Here is an 18,881-nt window from a genome sequence, read left to right on the forward strand (position 1 = left end):
TTTTTTTGCTGTGTCGAAGGTCATGGCCTGCCGGCTAAACTTCCGGCGCAGATTATGGTCAGTAGCACGCGGCCGGATCCTGCGCCCGAATGACACACCGAATCCGGTCAGCACCACGTCGACCACGGAAACCGAACATGGATATGCCTGACATCCCCTCCCAGAGCAGCTTGCAACAGGCCTTTGCGCGATTGCGCGATGAGCTGCAAGCCTGCGTCATCGGTCAGCCACACCTGATCGAATGCCTGCTGGTGGCGCTTCTGGCCGATGGCCATCTGCTGGTCGAGGGCGCCCCCGGTCTGGCCAAGACCACGGCAGTGAAGGCATTGGCAGCACGGATCAGGGCGGATTTCCACCGGGTGCAGTTCACCCCGGACCTGCTGCCGGCGGATCTCACCGGCACCGATGTGTTCCGCCCGCAGTCCGGCAGTTTCGAATTCGAACGTGGCCCGTTGTTCCACAACATCGTGCTGGCCGACGAGATCAATCGTGCGCCGGCGAAAGTGCAGTCGGCGCTGCTGGAGGCGATGGCCGAGCGGCAGATCACGGTAGGCCGCAGCACCTGGCAACTGCCCGAGTTGTTCATGGTCATGGCGACGCAGAATCCGATCGAGCAGGAAGGCACGTTCGCGCTGCCGGAAGCCCAGCTCGATCGTTTCCTGATGCACGTGACGATCGGCTATCCCGATGCGGTCGCCGAACTGGCGATACTCCGGTTGGCGCGCGAGCAGGCCAGCCAACGAGTGCATCCGCTGGCTGCACCGCAGGCCCTGCTGAGTCAGGCCGATGTGTTTGCCGCGCGCGACGCGGCGATGGCGGTGCACATGGCACCGGCGCTGGAGGAATACCTGACCCAGTTGGTGTTGGCCACGCGTGATGCCGGTCGCTACGGGGCCGAACTCAAGCGCTGGATCGCCTGGGGCGGCAGCCCGCGCGCAACCATTGCGCTGGATCGTTGCGCACGTGCGAAGGCATGGCTGTCCGGACGCGACTACGTGTTGCCGGAGGACGTGCATGCCATCGTCCACGAAGTCTTGCGCCATCGAGTGCTGCTCAGTTACGAGGCGGAAGCCGAGGGTGTGCGGCCGGATCGGGTGATCGACCGCCTGCTGGATCTCGTGCCGCTGCCGTGAACGCTTTCGAGCAACCTCGGGTGGATGGCGATGGCCGAGGCCAGGTGTCGCTGGCCGAACTGATTGCGCTGCGTGCGCGGGTTGGTCGTGTCCGCATGGCACCGCTGCCAAGTCGTTCCGCGCACAGCGGTCAGCAGTCCAGCCGTCTATATGGGCGTGGGATGGATTACGCCGAGTCGCGCGTCTACATGGCCGGCGATGATGTGCGCCGGCTCGACTGGCGACTGACGGCGCGCAGCGGCAGGCTGCATACCAAGTTGTTCCAGGAGGATCGCGAGGGCAGCCTGCTGATCCTGCTGGATACCCACGCCAGCATGCGCTTTGGCACGCAGGTGCGCTTCAAGTCGGTGCAGGCCGCGCGAGCAGCAGCCTGCGCTGCCTGGTATGCCGCGCGTGCTGGCGAGCGGGTTGGGGTAATGGCGTTCGGCCACGCGGAGCAGTTGCTGCGTCCGCAAGCCGGCTCTCACGGTGCGCTGGCGGTATGCGGTGCGCTGGCCGAGTGGGATGCACTGCCTGCATCGAACAAGGTCGAGGCACTGGCCGATGCGTTGATCCGCGCCAGCCGCGTGCTGCATGGCGCCAGCCGCGTGCTGCTGATCAGCGACGGCTTCAGTTGCGATGCGTCGGCCCGACAGCGACTGCTCGATCTCACCCGCCACGCCAGCGTCACTGTGCTGGTGGTCGCCGACGCGCTGGAGCTCGCACTGGTGCCACCCGGGCGTTATCCGCTGGAATACGCGGGCGAACGCAGCGAAGTCGTGCTGCAGTCCGAGCGTCAGCGCCGTGAATTCCAGCGCGCACTCGGCGCTGGTCCGGCGCGACTGGGCGAACTGGCGCAATCGCTGAACCTGCGCTGCAGCCAGATCGATACCGTGGCCGATCCGTTGTCATCGGTCACCGGCCTGTTCGGTGTTGCGAGGTTGGCGCGATGAGCGCCTTGCCCATCCCGGCCACAGCGCCTGCCGCGCCCACGGGTCCGAATTTGCGTGATATCCATCTGCCACCCGCACCTCCATGGTGGCCGCCGGCACCAGGCTGGTGGGGGCTGGCTGCCTTGTTGCTGCTGGCCTTGCTGCTGGGTACCTGGTGGTGGCGACGGCATCGCCACGGAATTCGTCAGCGCGAACAGGTGCTGCATGAGCTCGATGGATTGGCACTCCAATACCAGCGTGATGGCGATCAGCCGGCGCTGGCGAGCGGCCTGCACCAGTTGTTGCGGCGAGTGGCGCGACAGCACGATGTCAGGGCCGCACAGCAACGCGGCACCGCATGGCGGCAGACGTTGGCGCGGGTGCCTGTCAATGCGGGCACGCTGGACCGGCTGCTGGCGCTGGAACAGGCGATCTATCACCCGCTGCCTTCGTTCGATCACGCAGCCGCCGTGGCGGCCGTGCGGCAATGGCTCTCTCTGGCATTGAAGCCGGCGACATGGAAGGCGGCAGTGACGGAGGGAACCCATGCCTGAGTTTGCGTGGCCCTGGGTAATCGTGCTCCTGCCGCTGCCGTGGCTGCTGCGGCGCTGGCTGCGACCGGCGGCACCGGGGCAGGCACTGCATCTGCCGCAGCCGGGATTGCAACTGACCACGGTGAGTGGCAACGCCACGCATGGCATCGTGCCATGGTTGCTGGCGCTGGCATGGCTGTGCCTGCTGGCCGCTGCCGCCCGCCCGCAATGGGTCGGTCCGCCGCAGGCGCAACAACGCAGCGGACGCGCCGTGATGCTGGCAGTGGATCTGTCCGGCAGCATGCACACCGAGGATATGGAACTGGCAGGGCATCCGATCAGTCGGTTCGGTGCGGTCGAGGCGATTGCCGGTGACTTCATCGATCGCCGCAGCGGCGACGAGATGGGCCTGGTCCTGTTCGGTAGTCAGGCCTTCCTGGTGACTCCGCTGACCTACGATCTGTCTGCCGTGCGTGCGCAATTGCAGGGCGCGGTGGTGGGGCTGGCCGGCACCGAGACCGCGATCGGCGATGCCATTGCGGTGGCAGTGAAGCGGTTGTCGGCGCTGCCGGAACCGGAGCGCGTGCTGGTGCTGCTGACCGACGGAGTCAACAACGCCGGCAGCATCTCGCCGCGTGAGGCAGCCCGTGCAGCGAAGGCTGCCGGCGTGCGCATCTACACCATCGGCATCGGCGCCACCCGGATGCGCGTGCCGGGATTCTTCGGCAGCCAGCTGATCAATCCCTCGGCGGATCTGGATGCGGACATGCTCACCGCCATCGCCAGGGAAACCGGCGGCCAGTTCTTTCGCGCCACCGACAGCAATGAACTGGCCGATGCCTATCGTGCGATCGACGCACTGGAACCGATGCCACAGCACGGACCGACACTGCGGCCGCGGCATGAGCTGTTCCACTGGCCGTTGTTGGCCGCGATCGTGCTGTTGATGCTGGTCATCGTGCCGCGCCGGTTCGGTGGTGCAGCGGAGCAGCCCGCATGAGCGAGGCGCTGCAACAGTTTCATTTCCTGCGGCCGTGGTGGCTGCTTGGACTGGTGTTGCTGCCGTTGCTTGGTTGGCTTGGCACGCGACGCGATGTGGCGCAACGGGAGCTGCTGCGGCTGGTCGATGCCAGTCTGCTGCCGCATCTGTTGCGTGGCCATGCCGGCCATCGAACCTTGCCGCTATGGTTGTTTGCTGTGGGCTGGACGCTATGCACGTTCGCGCTGGCCGGTCCGAGCTGGAACCGTGTCATGCAGCCGTTGTACGCGAGCCGCGCAGCGCAGGTGGTGGCCATTTCGTTGTCGCAGCACATGCTGGCACGTGACATGGCGCCGAGCCGGCTCGATCGCGCACGCTACAAGGCGCACGATTTGCTGGCCAGCAATCACGACGGGCTCAATGCGTTGATCGGCTATGCCGGGGAAGCCTTCGTGGTGGCGCCGCTGACCTCCGACGCGAACAGCCTGGACGACCTGCTCGATGCGATGGCGCCGGATACCATGCCGGTGGATGGCAACAATGCGGCACGGGCGATCGAGCGCGGCGCTGCATTGATCCACGACGCCAAGGTCCATGGCGGCTCGCTGGTGCTGATCACCGATCAGGCCGATGCCGCTGCGGACGCCGCGGCACGCAAGGCGAGCGCTGCCGGCGTGCGCGTATCGGTGCTTGGCATCGGCACGCCACAGGGTGGCCCGGTGCCACTGCCCGATGGCGGCTTCCTGCACGATGCGCAAGGGCAGATGACATTGGCCCGTCGCGATGACAGCGCGCTCGCCACGCTGGCAGCAGCCGGCGGCGGTAGCTACGTGCCGATGCAGGCGGGTCACGGAGATATCGACGCGCTGCATGCGCAGCTGCGCGCCGGGTCGGTCGCCAGCGCAAACGGACAGGCCAGTGACGAATGGCAGGATCGCGGCCCGTGGCTGCTGTTGCCCTTGCTGCCGATCGTGGCGTTGGCGTTCCGACGTGGCTGGTTATTGCTGTTGCCGTTGGTGTTGCTACCACTGATGCCTGCGACCGCCGAGGCGATGAGCTGGCACGACCTGTGGCAACGCCCCGATCAGCAGGCGGCGCAGGCGTTGCGCAATGGCGATGCGAAGCAGGCACAACAGCTCGCCCATGATCCGGTCTTGCGTGGTGCGGCAGCGTACCGTGCCGGCGATTACCCCAGTGCGGCGCAGGCCCTGCAGCAAGCGCCCGGCAGCGATGCGGCATACAACCTCGGCAATGCGCTGGCCAAACAAACCCAGTATCAACAGGCCATCGCTGCCTACGATCGTGCACTGAAACTCGATCCGGGCAATGCCGACGCCAAGGCGAATCGCCAGGCAGTCGAGGACTGGCTGCGCCAGCAACAGCAGAAGCAGCCACAGGACAAGCAACAACAGCAGGAGCAGCAGTCGGGTCAGAACGGCGACAAGGACAAGTCCTCGTCCGATGGGCAGGACAAGGACAACAAGACAGGCAAGCCGCAGGATCAACAGTCGAAGCAAGATGCCGGCAAGCCGTCCGACCAAGGTGGCAAGGACGATCCATCGCAGGCGCAGGATCAGCAGGGCAAGGATCGTTCCGGCAAGGACCAGGCAGGCGGCCAGCCCAAGCCATTGACGCCACAGCAGCAGGCCGAACAGAAGGCGCAGGCCGAACAGGCGCAGAAGGCCTTGCAGCAACAGATGGATCGGGCCCTGGCCGGCAAGCCGAAGGATCAGCCGGGCCAAGAGACTCATCAGCTCGGCGCGATGGCGCAGGACGATCCGCAATCGAAGCTGCCCGCCGATCTGCGCCAGGCCCTGCAGCGGGTGCCGGACGATCCCGGTGCGCTGCTGCGGCGCAAGTTCGAACTGGAATACCTGCAGCGCCACGGCGGTGCACCGAACGAGGATGATCAGCCGTGATGTTCCGACGACTCATTGCCCATTGCTTGCTGGTGCTGGTGCTGATTCCCACGCTCGGCCGTGCTGCCGACGTGACGGCGAGCCTGGATCGCAACAGCGTGCAACTGGGCGAGACCGTGACGCTGAACCTGCGCGTCGATGGTCATGCCGGCAACGTCGACGCCCCCGATCTGGGGGCCTTGAACAAGGACTTCGAGATACTCGGCAGTTCACAGAACAGCAGCCTCAGCATCGTCAACGGCGCGGCGACATCATCGATGACGTTTGGCATCGCGCTGCGCCCCAGGCATGTCGGCACTCTGCAGATTCCGGCGCTGACCGTAGCCGGCAGCCAGACCGCGCCGCTGCAATTGCAGGTAGCCGCCCCCGCCCCCGCGACCGCTGCGGCCGAGCGCAAGGACGTCTTCATGGAGGCGCAGGTCGAGCCGGCGCATGGCTACGTCGGCCAGCAACTGAGTTACGTGGTGCGGCTTTACTACGCGAATCGCATCACTGGCGATGCGCCCGCGCCGCCGCAGGTCGATGGCGCGCAGGTCAACCCGCTCGGCAACGGCCTGAACTACGATGCCGAGCGCGATGGCCGCAATTACCATGTGCTCGAACAACGCTATGCGTTGATCCCTCAGCACGCCGGACATCTCGAGATTCCCGCGGTGGCTTTTCAGGGCGCAGCGATCGATCCCAACGATCCCAACAGTTTCTTCGGTGCCAGCCTGCCGGTCTCGGCCAGTGCGCCGGCACTGACGGTCGATGTGCAGGCAGCCCCCGCCGACTGGGGCCAGAGCGCGTGGCTGCCGGCGCGCCAGTTGACGCTGACTCTGGATGGCCTGCCGACGGCACAGGATTCACCGCGCGTGGGTCAGCCGTTGAATCTCACCATGCGCATGGAAGCGGCTGGCCTGTCTTATGAGGTGCTGCCGGCGTTGAGCCTGCCGCCGCTGGATGGTGCCACGGTGTATCCGGACAAGCCGGCTACCGGCAATCGCCAGGATGGCCAGTGGATCAACGGCTGGCGACAGCAGGCGTTTGCGATCGTGCCGGAGCGTGCCGGCACGCTGACCATCCCCGCCACCACCCTGAAATGGTGGAACGTGCTGACTGACCGCCTGGAGACGGCAGAGATTCCGGCACACAGCATCACGATCCTGCCGGCACTTGGCGCTGCCGTGGCTTCCCCGGCTGCAACAGCATCAACCGCGGCGGCTGCCGCGAACATTGCGCCGGCAACAGCGATGCCGGGGAGCAAGGCACTGACCGTACCATGGCGCTGGATTGCCCTGGCCAGCATCGGCCTGTGGCTGCTCAGCGTACTCGCGTGGTGGCTGTGGCGACGACGCGCGGTGACGGTGGTGGCCACTGTGCCGGTAGTGGCGCGCACCTCGGCGCGACAATGCCAGCTGGCCTTCCTCGCAGCTGCCCGCGGCAGCGACTCAGCAGCCCAGGTACGCAGCCTGCTGGCATGGGCCCGCGCCGAACGTCCCGCGATCCAGCATCTGGGCGAACTGGCTGCCGCGCTGGGCGACGAACCGCAGCGTGAAGCGATCGCCACCCTGCAGCAGCGCCATTACGCGAGTGCGCCAATTACTGGGGGTGGCGTGTCACTGGTCGAGGCATTTCGCGGCGGCTTCGTGTGGCGATCCGTCGGTGCCAGCGACGCGGATGCAGGCCTGCCGCCGCTGTATCCGTTCAAGCTGCACTGATCACGTCAGGCGGCGGTGAGCGCGTGCTGGAACACGGCATGCATGGCGTCACTGAAGCAGCACAAGGTGACGTCGATCGAGGCGTCATCGGCCAGCTCATCCCGCAACGTGTCCACGGCCACCCTGGCGGCCTGCGCAGGCGGGTAGCCGTATACACCGCAACTGATCGCCGGGAACGCAATTGTGTGCAGTCCGTATCTCCGCAGCATGCGCATGGCGTTGTGGTAGCACCGCTCCAGCAGCAACACCTCGCCTTGGCCGCCGCCGTGCCAGACCGGTCCGACCGTGTGGATCACGTAACGCGCGGGTAGCGCGAAACCGGGTGTGATGCACGCCTCGCCGGTCGGGCAGCGCACGCCGGGGGCGGATTCGGGCAACTGGCGGCAGGCTTCCAGCAGCGCCGGTCCGGCGGTGCGATGGATCGCCCCATCCACGCCGCCGCCGCCCAGCAAGCCGGGATTGGCTGCGTTGACGATGGCGTCTACCCGTAATCGGGTGATATCGGCGGTGATGGCCTGGATGGGCATGGCTTCGGTGCTGGCGGCGCCGTATGCTTTCAGGCGACGCCCTATGGGCGACGAGGTTTCAACGGATCATGGCGAAAACGGAAGACATTTCCTTCGGCTATCTGCTCAGCGACGTGACCTTGCTGTTTCGCAAGCACTTCGACCGGCGAGCGGTGAAATTCGGGCTGACCCGCGCACAGTGGCGCGCGACGAAGGTGTTGTACCACCGCGAGGGTCTGCGGCAAACCGAGCTGGCCGAATTTCTGGAAATGGAGCCGATCGCCGTGGGGCGCGTGATTGATCGGCTGCAGGCTGCCGGCTTCGTCGAGCGTCGCCCCGATCCGAAGGACCGCCGCGCATGGCGGCTGCATACCACCGAGCAGGCGCGGGTGATCGTCGGCGACATGGAGCTGATCGCGCGCGACCTGCGCAAGGACGCCACCCGCGGCATCGGCTATGACGAGCTGCAGCAGGCGCTGGCGGTGATCAGCCGGATGAAGGACAACCTGCTGGCGCTGGAGCAGATGCCGGATGACGCCGGAGCGGCTGGCTCTGAATCGCCAGATCCCGGATGACCAGTGCCATCGGTCCCGGTCCACGCAGGGCATCGAGAAGGCATAGTGCGGATCATGTCGTGACAGGTAAACCGCAACGTTGCTGCGGTATTTGACCTCGTTGGGTTGCCGAACGTCAGCGTCGGCGGTCACGCTCCATGGATTCAGCACATCGCTTGATGCTCCGCGGATTCGCGGAACGGAACGACGAGTACCTGTCGCATGCCACTGAAAAAACTTTTGCTGGTTGTCGTTGTGCTTGGCCTGTCTGCGTTGTCCGTGTCCTGGTACAGGCATCATCACGAGTCCGCTGGCAAACATGCGGCGACGGCGGCCGTGGTGCCGGTCAAGGTGGCTACCGCCACACAGGGCGATGTCGATGTCTCGCTCAGGCAGATAGGCAGCGTCGAGGCCTATTCGACGGTCACGGTAAGTTCGCAGGTGGATGGCCAGATCCAGTCGCTGGCCTTCGTACCGGGCGCCCACGTGCGCAAGGGCGACCTGCTGGCCCGGATCGATCCGCGGCCGCTGCAGGCGCAGTTGGACCAAGCCATAGGCAACGTGGCGCGCGACGAGGCCAACCTGGTCAAGGCCAAGGCCGACCTGGGGCGTTATTCGCCGTTGCTCGCCCAGGGCTATGTCGCGCAGAGTGACATCGATACCTACAAGGCCAATCTCGGTGTGGCCCAGGCAGCGCTGCAATCCGATCGCGCCGCGCGGGAGCTGGCGCAAACCCAGCTCAATTACACGCGGATCGTGGCGCCGTTCGACGGCGTGCTCGGCGCGCCGCTGGTGTACCCCGGCGCGGTCGTCACCGCCAACTCCACCGGCATCGTGGTGCTCAACCAGATCGAACCGGTCCGGGTGACGTTCGCCTTGCCGCAGGACAGTCTGCCTGCGGTAAGGCAGGCGCAGGCGCGTGGTGCCATCAGCGTGCAGGCACAACCGGATGGCGCCGGCAGCAAGCCGATCAACGGCACGCTGGAGTTCATCAACAATGCCGTCGACACCACGACCAGCACGATCACGCTCAAGGCGCGTTTCGACAACAAGGACGATCAGCTGATTCCCGGCCAGTTCGTCAACGTGACCCTGCCTACAGCCCGCATCGCCAACGCCGTCTCGGTCCCGGTCATTGCCTTGCAGAATTCGAGCACGGGTACGTTCGTGTTCGTCTACAAGCCCGATGGCACGATCAAGCAGCGCCCGGTGACCGTGGGCACCACGACGGTTGAGCGAACCGTCATCGACAAGGGCGTCGCTGCAGGCGAGCAGGTGGTCGTCGAGGGCCAGATGCTGCTGGTCGACGGCAGCCATGCGCGCATCAGCGCCAACTGAGGGGCGCCCGTGAATCTGCCGGAACTTTGTATCCGCCGCCCGGTGATGACCACGCTGCTGATGGCAGCACTGCTGGTGTTCGGCGTGGTGTCGTATCCGCAGCTGCCGGTCAACGAACTGCCGAACGTCGACTTTCCCACCATCAGCATTTCGGCCAGCCTTCCAGGTGCTTCGCCGCAGACCATGGCATCGGCCGTGGCGACACCGCTGGAATCGCAGCTGTCGACGATTGCCGGCATCAGCTCGATGAGCTCGACCAGCGCATTGGGTTCCACCACGATCACGCTCACGTTCGAGCTGGACCGCAGCATCGACGGTGCGGCGCAGGACGTGCAGGCGGCCATCTCTGCGGCGCAACGCCAGCTGCCTACGCAGATGCCGACACCGCCGACGTTCCGCAAGGTGAACCCGGCCGATGCACCGATCCTGTACATCGCGGTGACCTCGTCGACGCTGCCGCTTTCGACGGTGGACGACTACGGCGAGACCGAGCTTGCCCAGCAACTGTCGATGGTCAACGGCGTGGCCCAGGTGAGCGTCTACGGTTCGCAGAAATACGCCGTGCGCATCAACGTCAATCCGGACAAGCTCGCGGCGGCAGGCATCGGCATCGATCAGGTGCAGAACGCGATTGCGGCAGCCAACGTCAACCAGTCGACCGGTTCGCTGTATGGCACGCGGCAGCAGCTGCCGGTCAGCAGCGACGGCCAGTTGATGCGCGCGGCGGCATACAACAACGTGGTCGTGTCCTATCGCAACGGCGCTCCGGTGCGGCTGGGCAACGTCGGGCATGCAGACGACAGCGTGCAGAACGATCAGGTGGCCAGCTGGTACAACGGACAGCGCTCGATCCTGCTGGCGATACAGCGCCAGCCGGGGGCAAACACGGTGGACACGGTGGATCGGATCAAGACGTTGCTGCCCGGCTTCGCGGCCACCTTGCCGCCCTCGGTCAAACTCGACGTGCTGTATGACCGCTCGCAGTCGATCCGCGCCTCGGTGGACGACGTGCAGTTCACCCTGCTGCTGGCTGGTGTGCTGGTGGTGCTGGTGATCTACCTGTTCCTGGGCAATCTCTCCGCCATGCTGATTCCGGCGGTGGCGCTGCCGATCTCGGTGATCGGCACGTTCGGCGTGATGTTTGCGCTGGGTTACAGCCTCGACAATCTTTCCCTGCTGGCTTTGACGCTGGCGGTGGGCTTCGTGGTGGACGATGCGATCGTGATGCTGGAGAACATCGTCCGACACATGGAGACCGGCCTGACGCCGTTCGAGGCATCGGTGAAGGGAGCCAACGAGATCGGCTTCACGATCATCTCGATGACCTTGTCACTGATCGCGGTGTTCATCCCGGTGATGTTCATGGGCGGCATCGTGGGACGCCTGTTCCACGAGTTTGCGGTGACCATCAGCGTGTCCATTCTGGTTTCCGGCGTGGTGGCGGTGACACTGACGCCGATGCTGTGCAGCCGTTTCGTCAAGGCGCACGACCATGAGAAAAAGAACTGGTTGATCGCCCGCTTCGATCGCGGCTTCAATGCCGTGCAGACCGGCTATACGCGCAGCCTGCGCTGGAGCATGCAACGGCCACGTGCGGTCCTGGTGCTGTTTGCGCTGAGCATCGGCGTGACGGTGCTGTTGTTCTATGTGACGCCGATGGATTTCATTCCGGCCGGCGACAGCGGCCAGCTTCGCGTGAACACGCAGGCCGCGGATGGCGCCTCGTTCGACGAGATGGTGGTGTTGCAGCAGCGGCTGGCGGAGATCGCCAGCAAGGATCCGAACGTCGATTCGTACATGTCGTCGATCGGTGCCGGCGGTTCGCGTGCGACGGTCAACAACGGCTCGCTGTTGCTGGTACTCAAGCCGGCCAGCGAGCGGCTGACGCCGGACGAGATCATCAGCGAGCTGCGCAAGAAGTTCGCCCAGGTACCCGGCATCAAGGCGTACATCCAGAATCCGCCGGCAATCCAGATCGGCGGCCGCCAGTCCAATTCGCAGTACCAGTACACGCTGCAATCGACCGATCTGGATGCGCTGAACAGCTGGAGCGGCAAGGTGACGACGGCGTTCCAGCAGCTGCCGGGGTTCCGGGACGTCACCAGCGATCTGGACATCAACAGTCCGTCGATCGACGTCAAGGTGAACCGCGAGAAGCTGGCGCCGCTGGGCCTGACCATGGCGCAGGTGCAGTCGGCACTCGGCATTGCCTTTGGCGCCAACCAGATTTCCACCATCTACGGCTCGGCGACCCAGTACTGGGTGATCATGCAGGTCGACCGGCCGATGCAGAACGATCCGGCCGTGCTGTCGAAACTCTATGTGACGTCGAGCAGCGGCACGCTAGTGCCTTTGTCCACGGTGGCCACGTTCGATCGTGAAGCGCAGGTACTCACGGTAAACCATCAGGGCCAGTTGCCAGCGGTGACGGTATCGTTCAATCTCGCCGCGGGTGTCTCGCTGAGTGATGCAGTAGCCAGCATGAATGCCGCGATGACCGGGATCGGATTGCCGGCGACGATCACCGGCAGCGTGCAGGGCACCGCCCAGGCCTTCCAGCAGTCCATGCAGGGCATGGGGCTGTTGCTGCTGCTGGCGGTGTTCGTGATCTACCTGGTGCTGGGCATCCTGTATGAAAGCTTCATCCATCCGCTGACCATTCTTTCCGGCCTGCCGGCCGCCGGCGTGGGGGCGCTGCTCACCCTGGTGTTGTTCCACGCGTCGCTGGATCTGTTCGCTTTCGTCGGCATCGTGATGCTGGTCGGCATCGTCAAGAAGAACGCGATCATGTTGATCGACTTCGCGCTGGAACGGCAGAATGTCGAGAACATGGCACCGGCCGAGGCGATCTTTGAAGCCTGCAAGGTGCGTTTCCGCCCGATCATGATGACCACCATGGCTGCCTTCGCCGGCACCTTGCCGATCGCGCTGGGCATCGGCGCCGGTGCCGATACGCGGCGTTCGCTGGGTCTGGCGGTGGTCGGCGGACTGGTCGTTTCGCAGGTGCTCACGCTGTACCTGACGCCGGTGATCTACATTTACATGGATCGCCTGCAGCGGCGTTTTGCCAGCCATCACGGCAAGCCGCTGGCGGCGCCTGCTGACTGACTACGCGATAGAGGCTTGACGTGATCCGAGACGAAGAAGGCGGTCCACGGGCCGCCTTCTTCGTCATAGGCTCATGCGCCAACGATCATTCACCGGCTCCGTCGCCGGCAAACGCGCCAGGTGCGGAACCGAAGTCGCCGTCCGCCTGAGCCGCCATGTACGAGAACGTGGCGTACACCGCCACGTTCTGCGCCAGCTGCTTCGGGTCGATCTTGTCCAGCGTGTCGTTGGACGTGTGGTGCCAGTCGAAGTAATAGGTGCCGTCCTGGGTCAGCGACAATGCGGCCATGCCCTTGCCGTGCATCTGCGACAGATCCGAACCGCCGCCACCCGGATGCTGCGGGTCGTAGGCCACACCGATCGGCGCGAGCACCTTGGCGATCTGGCCGATCGCGTCGCGTGCCTCGGGCTTCACGCTGGCGCTCATGCGCCAGACCGGGCCGGCGCCGAAATCGGATTCGGTACCGAGCTGGAACTTGCCGACTTCGGCCGCGTGTTTCTCGGCGTAGGCCTTGCCGCCCCACAGGCCCATTTCCTCGTTGGCGAACGCGATCACGCGGATCGTGCGGTCGGGGCGTTGCGGCAGGTCGTGGATCAGCTTGCCGGCAGCCATCGCGATCGCCACGCCGGCGCCGTCGTCGATCGCGCCGGTGCCCGGGTCCCAGGAATCCAGATGGCCGCCGATCGCGACCACCTGGTCGGGGTGCTTGCGCCCGGTGATCTCGCCGATCACGTTCGCGCCGGTGTACTGGCCGACGATGCCGCAATCCAGATCGAGCTTCACGCTGACCGGTTTGCCGTAGGCCAGCACGCGCTCGAGCTGGTCGGCATCGGGGTTGGACAACGCAGCGGCAGGAATGCCTTTGTCGCTCCCATGAAAGCCGGTCACGCCGGTATGCGCGATGCGCTGGTTCGCATCGGTGCCGGCCGAACGCAGCAGGTAACCGGCGGCGCCCTTCGCTTCGGCGATCACCGGGCCGGCGGTACGCACCGCCGAGCCCATGCCGTAGTCGTGGCCATCCTTGTGGCGCTGCATGCGGTAGCCGATGTAGACGATCTTGCCCTTCACGCTGGCCGGGTCGGCAGCCTTCAGTGCGTCGAGGCTGGCGAATTGCACGATCTGTGCGGTGAGGCCACCTTTCGGCGTGCCGGGTGAATAGCCCAGTGCGGTCAGCACCAGCGATTGCGGGAACGGCGTCACGATCGCGCCGTGTTCGCTGTGACGCTCCCACAGCGGGAAGGTGACCGCCTCGGTATAGACCTTGTCATAGCCGAGTGCCTTGAACTTGGCGACTGCCCAGTCGCGCGCGCGCTGGTCGGCATCGCTGCCGGCCATGCGCGGACCGATCTTGGTGGTCAGCGATTCGACGATCCGGTAGCCGGTATCGTCCCGCATCGCCTTGTCACGCAATTGTTCGGCCGTCTTTACGGCTGCAGCAGGAATGGCGGTGGGGCTGGTGGCGCTGGCCATGCCGGTGGCCAGCAGCAGGCTGGCAGCGAGGAGGGTAAGGGGAAGACGGCGCATCGGGGGGACTCCGCAGGGTAAACCCCGATTATGGCGCTGAAGTCAGGTATCGCTTAGGCCGGAAGTCATGTCTGTCGTGGAAGCGACAAGGTCCGGACCATCCGGGAATGGTCCAGCCCTTGAGCGCGGTGTCGCCTTACGCTTTGTTCTTCAGCAGGTCGCGGATCTCGGTAAGCAGTGCCACATCGGCTGGTGGCGCTGCCGGCGCTTCTTCCTGCTTCTTCTGCATGCTGTTGATGCCCTTGACTACGATGAAGATCGCCGCAGCAATGATGAGGAAAGTGATCACGGTATTGATGAAGTCGCCATAACCAATCGCCACTTCCGCGATCTTGTGTTTGGGATCGCTGTCATCGCCCGGCTTGAGTACCCATTTCAGCTGACTGAAATCGATGCCGCCGGTGAGCATGCCGATCGGCGGCATGATGATCTTGTCGACCAGCGAGCTGACGATCTTGCCAAAGGCACCACCGATGACGACACCGACCGCCAAGTCAACGACGCTGCCGCGCATGGCGAAAGCCTTGAATTCCTGCAGCATGCTCATGCCTTTTCCTCCCAGATTGTGCCGAATGGCCCATGGACTTTAACGCAGGCATGTCGATGCGCACAGTGGGAAACCGCTGAATTCAGACGATCCGGCCATCCAGCGTGGCGACTCCCACTAGCTCGGCGTGGAAGCGGTCGCCGCGCTTTAGTGCAGCAACGCCGGCGGGGGTGCCGGTGAACACCAGATCGCCTGCTTTCAGCTCGAACAACGTGGACAGCGCCGCAAGAATGTGCGGCACGTCGTGAACCATTTCACTCAGCGCGGTCTGCTGGCGCAGCGCGTCGTTGACGCTCAGGCGCAGCACGGTGTCTGCAGTCAGGCTCACGTCAGTTGCGGGGCGTAGCGCGGAAACCGGGGCGGAATGATCGAACGCCTTGGCCACATCCCATGGATGGCCCTTGGCCTTGGCCTGCGCCTGCAGGTCGCGGCGGGTCAGGTCGAGGCCCACGCCATAACCCCATACCAGTGAGCCAGCCTGCTCAGGGGCAAGGTCATGGCCACCGCGGCCAAGTGCGACCACCATTTCCACTTCGTGATGCAGGTCGCTGGTGGCCGAGGGGTAGGGCACATCGGCGCCGTCACTGATCACGGCGTCGGCTGGCTTGCAGAAGAACATTGGCGCGGACTTGTCCACGCTGGCGCCCATTTCGCGGGCATGCTCGGCATAGTTGCGGCCGATGCAGAATACCCTGCGGATCGGGAAGCGCTGGTCGCTGCCGATGATCGGCAGGCTGGGAAGGGCAGGTGGCGCAATCGTGTAGGTCATGCCGGCAAGCGTACCAAACTGATCATGAGGGTGACGGGGCTTGCGCGGGTGACAGCTGTCATTGACGATGGCTGATGCTGCACCCTGATGGACGCTGCAGCCGATCCGCCATTCTTGTACTTGTCGAGCAGCCGGCCAGGCCGGGCAGGGAGTCAGGGTGAGCAACGCCGATCTGTTGAAGGAACTGCGCATCGAGCGCCATCAGCGCGACGACCACGATGGCGGTGGTGGCCGCTGGCCGTGGATCGTCGGCGCGATCGTCGTGGTCCTGTTGCTGCTGGCTGGCGCCGGCTGGATGCTGCTGGGACATCGACCGTTGCCGGTGCAGACCGCTGTCGCGGTCACATCCGCGTCGGACAGGGACGCGGGCGCGGTACTGCAGGCCACCGGTTACGTCACCGCACGGCGCCAGGCAACCGTCTCCGCACAGATCACCGGCACACTGACCGCGGTGCTGATCGAGGAAGGTGATCACGTCAAGCAGGATCAGGTGCTGGCGCGGCTGGACGACAGTGCCTACAAGGCGGCGCTAGACACAGCCAAGGCGCAGGCCGCCGCCGCCCATGCGCTGGTGACGCAATATCAGGCCCAGCTGGCGCAGAACCTGCGCGACGCAACGCGCCAGCAGTCGCTGGCTGCGCAGGGGCTGGTATCGAAGCAGTCCGCCGAGCAGGCGGTCACGCTGGCCGACAGCACGCGCGCGATGCTCGTTTCGCAGCAGAAGAACGCCCTATCCGCCGATGCGCAGGTCACCGAGGCCCAGGTCAATTTCGATTACTGCGTGGTGCGCGCGCCGTTCACCGGCGTGATCACGACCAAGGATGCGCAGGTCGGCGAGATCATTTCGCCGTTCTCCGCCGGTGGCGGCTTCACCCGCACCGGCGTGGGCACGATCGTCGACATGGATTCGCTGGAAGTCGACGTCGACGTCAATGAGGCATATATCGGCCGGGTCAAGCCGGACATGTCGGCCGAGGCGGTGCTGGACGCCTATCCGGACTGGAAGATTCCGGCCCACGTGATCGCCATCGTGCCGACCGCCGATCGCGGCAAGGCCACCATCAAGGTGCGCGTGGCGCTGGAGCAGAAGGACGCGCGCATCGTGCCCGACATGGGTGTGCGGGTGTCGTTTCTTGAAGTGAAACCGCAGGCCGGTGCGCAGGCACCGCAGGGTGTACTGGTACCGGCGTCAGCGATCGTGCAGAGGGATGGTCACAGCGTGGTGTTCGTGGTCGAAGGTGGCCACGTGCAGCAGCGTGTCGTGAATCCGGCGGCGCAAGCCTATGGCGAGCTGCGTCTGCTGCCGATGGCGGTGAAACCGGGTGACAGCGTGGTGGTGTCGCCACCGGCAGGGTTGCACGACGGTTCGGACGTCCAGGTCGAACAAGGCAAATCATGACGCCTCGTCGATCAGTCGGCGTCTCATTCGTCGATATCTGGTCGAGTCAACAGATTTCTATCTTCATTGGAGAAACATGATGGGCACACTGATCGATATCCAGAACCTCGCCAAGACCTATGAGCGCGGCAAGCAGAAAGTCGAGGTGCTCCACCACGTCAACCTCGCAATTGCCGAAGGCGATTTCCTGGCGTTGATGGGGCCATCCGGCTCCGGCAAGACCACCTTGCTGAACCTGATCGGTGGCCTCGATACGCCAAGTGCCGGCAGCATCACCGTGGGCAGCCAGCGCATCGACCAGCTCGGTGGTGGCGCGCTGGCGAAATGGCGTGCATCGAATGTCGGCTTCGTCTTCCAATTCTACAACCTGATGCCGATGCTTTCGGCGCAGCGCAATGTGGAACTTCCCCTCCTGCTGACCAAGCTCTCCGGCGCCCAGCGCAGGAAGAACGCGTCGATCGCGCTGCAACTGGTGGGACTGGCCGATCGTGCCTCGCACAAGCCGAGCGAGCTGTCGGGCGGTCAACAGCAGCGTGTGGCGATTGCCCGCGCGATCGTCTCCGATCCCACCCTGCTGGTCTGCGACGAGCCGACCGGTGATCTGGATCGCCAGTCCGCCGAGGACGTACTCGGCCTGCTGCAGCAGCTCAATCGAGATCACGGCAAGACCATCGTGATGGTCACCCACGATCCGAAGGCAGCAGAATACGCCAGCCATACACTGCATCTGGACAAGGGTACTTTGGTCGAACAGACAACGGCGTGAGGAGACGACGATGAAATACCTTCATCTGATCTGGGCGGCGCTGTTCCGGCGCAAGACCCGCACGATACTCACCTTGGTGTCGATCATTGCGGCGTTCCTGCTGTTCGGCATGCTCGATGCAGTGCGCACGGGATTCGACCAGGCCGGCAACAGCGCGAATGGCGCCGAACGGCTGCAGACCGGCTCCCGGCTCTCCTTCATCCAGACCTTGCCGCAGTCGCTGGAGGCGCAGATTGCCAAGGTGCCGGGTGTGAAGATGGTGACCTATGCGAACTGGTTCGGGGGTGCCTACCAGGACCCGCACAACCAGGTCTTCAGCTTTGCGGTGGAGCCGAACTATCTCGATCTTTATCCGGAGATGGAAGTGAGCCCTGCCGAGCGCAAGGCGTTCGACGATACCCGTACCGGTGCACTGGTCGGCGAAAAGCTGGCTGAGCGATTCCACTGGAAGGTGGGTGACAAGATCCCGATGCAGTCGACGATCTTTCCGAACCACGAGGGCAGCAAGAACTGGACGTTCGACATCGTCGGCATCCTGCATTCGAAGGACAAGAAGGCCGGCGGTTTCTACGACCAGATGTTCCTGCTGAACTGGAAGTACTTCGACGAGACCACGCCATACAACCGCGGCACCGTGGGCTGGTATGTTACGCGTGTTACCGACGTGAATCAGGCCGATCGGGTGGCCAAGGCGATCGATGCGATTTCGGCCAACTCCGATCACGAGACGCGCACGCAGACCGAGGCCGCGGCTACCGCATCATGGATGAAGCAGCTGGCCGACATCGGCCTGATTGTCAGCTCGATCATGGGCGCGGTGTTCTTCACCCTGCTGCTGCTGTCGGGCAACACCATGATGCAGGCGGTACGCGAGCGTACCTCCGAACTGGCGGTGCTGAAGACGATCGGCTTTTCCAGCCAAAGCGTGCTGGCGATGGTGCTGGCCGAATCGGTGCTGCTGCTGTTGCTCGGCGGCGTGCTGGGCCTTGGCCTGGCGATGCTGATGGTGGGCGGTATCCAGTCGAAGATGGGTGGCGCGATACCGATGGCACCGCTGGATGCGGGCATCTGGATGCACGGGTTGCTGCTGATGATCGCGGTCGGCCTGCTGGTCGGCGCGTTGCCGGCGATCCGCGCGATGCGTCTGAATATCGTCGATGCACTGGCCGGCCGCTGAGGAGAACGAGCATGTTC

At 64.7% G+C, this 18,881-nt stretch carries 16 protein-coding genes; 12 read left to right on the top strand and 4 right to left on the bottom strand.

Features of this window, described 5'->3' with window-relative positions:
- Positions 1 to 137: 137 nt before the first annotated feature.
- Genes B0E50_RS09780 through B0E50_RS09805 form a run of 6 tightly spaced genes read left to right on the top strand, consistent with a single transcriptional unit; the run spans position 138 to position 7,175 of the window.
- Positions 138 to 1,133 (top strand): MoxR family ATPase, encoded by a 996-nt coding sequence (locus B0E50_RS09780; RefSeq protein WP_077441016.1) that lies wholly within the window; start codon positions 138 to 140, stop codon positions 1,131 to 1,133.
- Positions 1,130 to 2,065: a DUF58 domain-containing protein gene (locus tag B0E50_RS09785; RefSeq protein WP_077441017.1), complete on the top strand. Its 936-nt coding sequence runs from the start codon at positions 1,130 to 1,132 to the stop codon at positions 2,063 to 2,065. The genes B0E50_RS09780 and B0E50_RS09785 overlap by 4 nt, the downstream gene beginning before the upstream one ends.
- A complete protein-coding gene (locus B0E50_RS09790) occupies positions 2,062 to 2,598 on the top strand; it encodes a DUF4381 family protein (RefSeq protein ID WP_254427243.1) in 537 nt (178 codons plus the stop codon). The genes B0E50_RS09785 and B0E50_RS09790 overlap by 4 nt, the downstream gene beginning before the upstream one ends.
- Positions 2,591 to 3,577: a VWA domain-containing protein gene (locus tag B0E50_RS09795; RefSeq protein ID WP_077441018.1), complete on the top strand. Its 987-nt coding sequence runs from the start codon at positions 2,591 to 2,593 to the stop codon at positions 3,575 to 3,577. The genes B0E50_RS09790 and B0E50_RS09795 overlap by 8 nt, the downstream gene beginning before the upstream one ends.
- Positions 3,574 to 5,475: a tetratricopeptide repeat protein gene (locus tag B0E50_RS09800; protein ID WP_077441019.1), complete on the top strand. Its 1,902-nt coding sequence runs from the start codon at positions 3,574 to 3,576 to the stop codon at positions 5,473 to 5,475. The genes B0E50_RS09795 and B0E50_RS09800 overlap by 4 nt, the downstream gene beginning before the upstream one ends.
- Positions 5,475 to 7,175: a BatD family protein gene (locus B0E50_RS09805; RefSeq protein WP_077441020.1), complete on the top strand. Its 1,701-nt coding sequence runs from the start codon at positions 5,475 to 5,477 to the stop codon at positions 7,173 to 7,175. The genes B0E50_RS09800 and B0E50_RS09805 overlap by 1 nt, the downstream gene beginning before the upstream one ends.
- Positions 7,176 to 7,180: 5 nt before the next feature.
- Here the strand turns inward: B0E50_RS09805 and B0E50_RS09810 are convergent, their stop codons facing one another.
- Positions 7,181 to 7,702 carry an O-acetyl-ADP-ribose deacetylase gene (locus tag B0E50_RS09810; protein ID WP_077441021.1) on the bottom strand — a complete coding sequence of 174 codons (522 nt, stop codon included), beginning with the start codon at positions 7,700 to 7,702 and terminating at the stop codon, positions 7,181 to 7,183.
- Positions 7,703 to 7,770: 68 nt separating this feature from the next.
- Between B0E50_RS09810 and B0E50_RS09815 the strand changes: the two genes are divergently transcribed.
- The 3 genes from B0E50_RS09815 to B0E50_RS09825 all read left to right on the top strand — a co-directional run bounded on the left by B0E50_RS09815 (position 7,771) and on the right by B0E50_RS09825 (position 12,681).
- Positions 7,771 to 8,256 carry a MarR family transcriptional regulator gene (locus B0E50_RS09815; protein WP_077441022.1) on the top strand — a complete coding sequence of 162 codons (486 nt, stop codon included), beginning with the start codon at positions 7,771 to 7,773 and terminating at the stop codon, positions 8,254 to 8,256.
- A gap of 201 nt (positions 8,257 to 8,457) precedes the next feature.
- The gene (locus tag B0E50_RS09820; RefSeq protein WP_077441023.1) at positions 8,458 to 9,573 is read left to right on the top strand and encodes an efflux RND transporter periplasmic adaptor subunit; all 1,116 of its coding nucleotides are present in this window, start codon (positions 8,458 to 8,460) and stop codon (positions 9,571 to 9,573) included.
- A 9-nt stretch (positions 9,574 to 9,582) separates the two neighbouring features.
- Positions 9,583 to 12,681, top strand: coding sequence for an efflux RND transporter permease subunit (locus B0E50_RS09825; RefSeq protein WP_077441024.1), 3,099 nt, complete (start codon positions 9,583 to 9,585; stop codon positions 12,679 to 12,681).
- Between the two features lie 85 nt (positions 12,682 to 12,766).
- On the opposite strand, the gene B0E50_RS09830 is transcribed toward B0E50_RS09825, so the two are convergent.
- From B0E50_RS09830 to B0E50_RS09840, 3 genes are all read right to left on the bottom strand, one after another.
- A complete protein-coding gene (locus tag B0E50_RS09830; RefSeq protein ID WP_077441025.1) occupies positions 12,767 to 14,206 on the bottom strand; it encodes a M20/M25/M40 family metallo-hydrolase in 1,440 nt (479 codons plus the stop codon).
- Positions 14,207 to 14,342: 136 nt separating this feature from the next.
- Entirely contained in the window at positions 14,343 to 14,753 is a 411-nt protein-coding gene (gene mscL, locus B0E50_RS09835) for a large-conductance mechanosensitive channel protein MscL (protein WP_077441026.1), read from the bottom strand.
- Positions 14,754 to 14,835: 82 nt separating this feature from the next.
- Complete coding sequence (locus B0E50_RS09840; protein WP_077441027.1) at positions 14,836 to 15,522, bottom strand: fumarylacetoacetate hydrolase family protein; 687 nt, start codon at positions 15,520 to 15,522, stop codon at positions 14,836 to 14,838.
- 157 nt (positions 15,523 to 15,679) lie between these two features.
- On the opposite strand from B0E50_RS09840, the gene B0E50_RS09845 reads away from it, so the two are divergent.
- The 3 genes from B0E50_RS09845 (at position 15,680) to B0E50_RS09855 (ending at position 18,864) form a co-directional block, all read left to right on the top strand.
- Positions 15,680 to 16,921 (top strand): efflux RND transporter periplasmic adaptor subunit, encoded by a 1,242-nt coding sequence (locus B0E50_RS09845; RefSeq protein ID WP_077441028.1) that lies wholly within the window; start codon positions 15,680 to 15,682, stop codon positions 16,919 to 16,921.
- Between the two features lie 79 nt (positions 16,922 to 17,000).
- Positions 17,001 to 17,687 carry an ABC transporter ATP-binding protein gene (locus B0E50_RS09850; RefSeq protein WP_077441029.1) on the top strand — a complete coding sequence of 229 codons (687 nt, stop codon included), beginning with the start codon at positions 17,001 to 17,003 and terminating at the stop codon, positions 17,685 to 17,687.
- A gap of 10 nt (positions 17,688 to 17,697) precedes the next feature.
- Positions 17,698 to 18,864, top strand: a complete 1,167-nt coding sequence (locus B0E50_RS09855) for an ABC transporter permease (protein ID WP_077441030.1) — start codon at positions 17,698 to 17,700, stop codon at positions 18,862 to 18,864.
- The last annotated feature ends 17 nt before the right edge of the window (positions 18,865 to 18,881 follow it).

It is taken from the genome of Rhodanobacter sp. C01, assembly GCF_002001045.1.
Lineage (GTDB): Bacteria > Pseudomonadota > Gammaproteobacteria > Xanthomonadales > Rhodanobacteraceae > Rhodanobacter.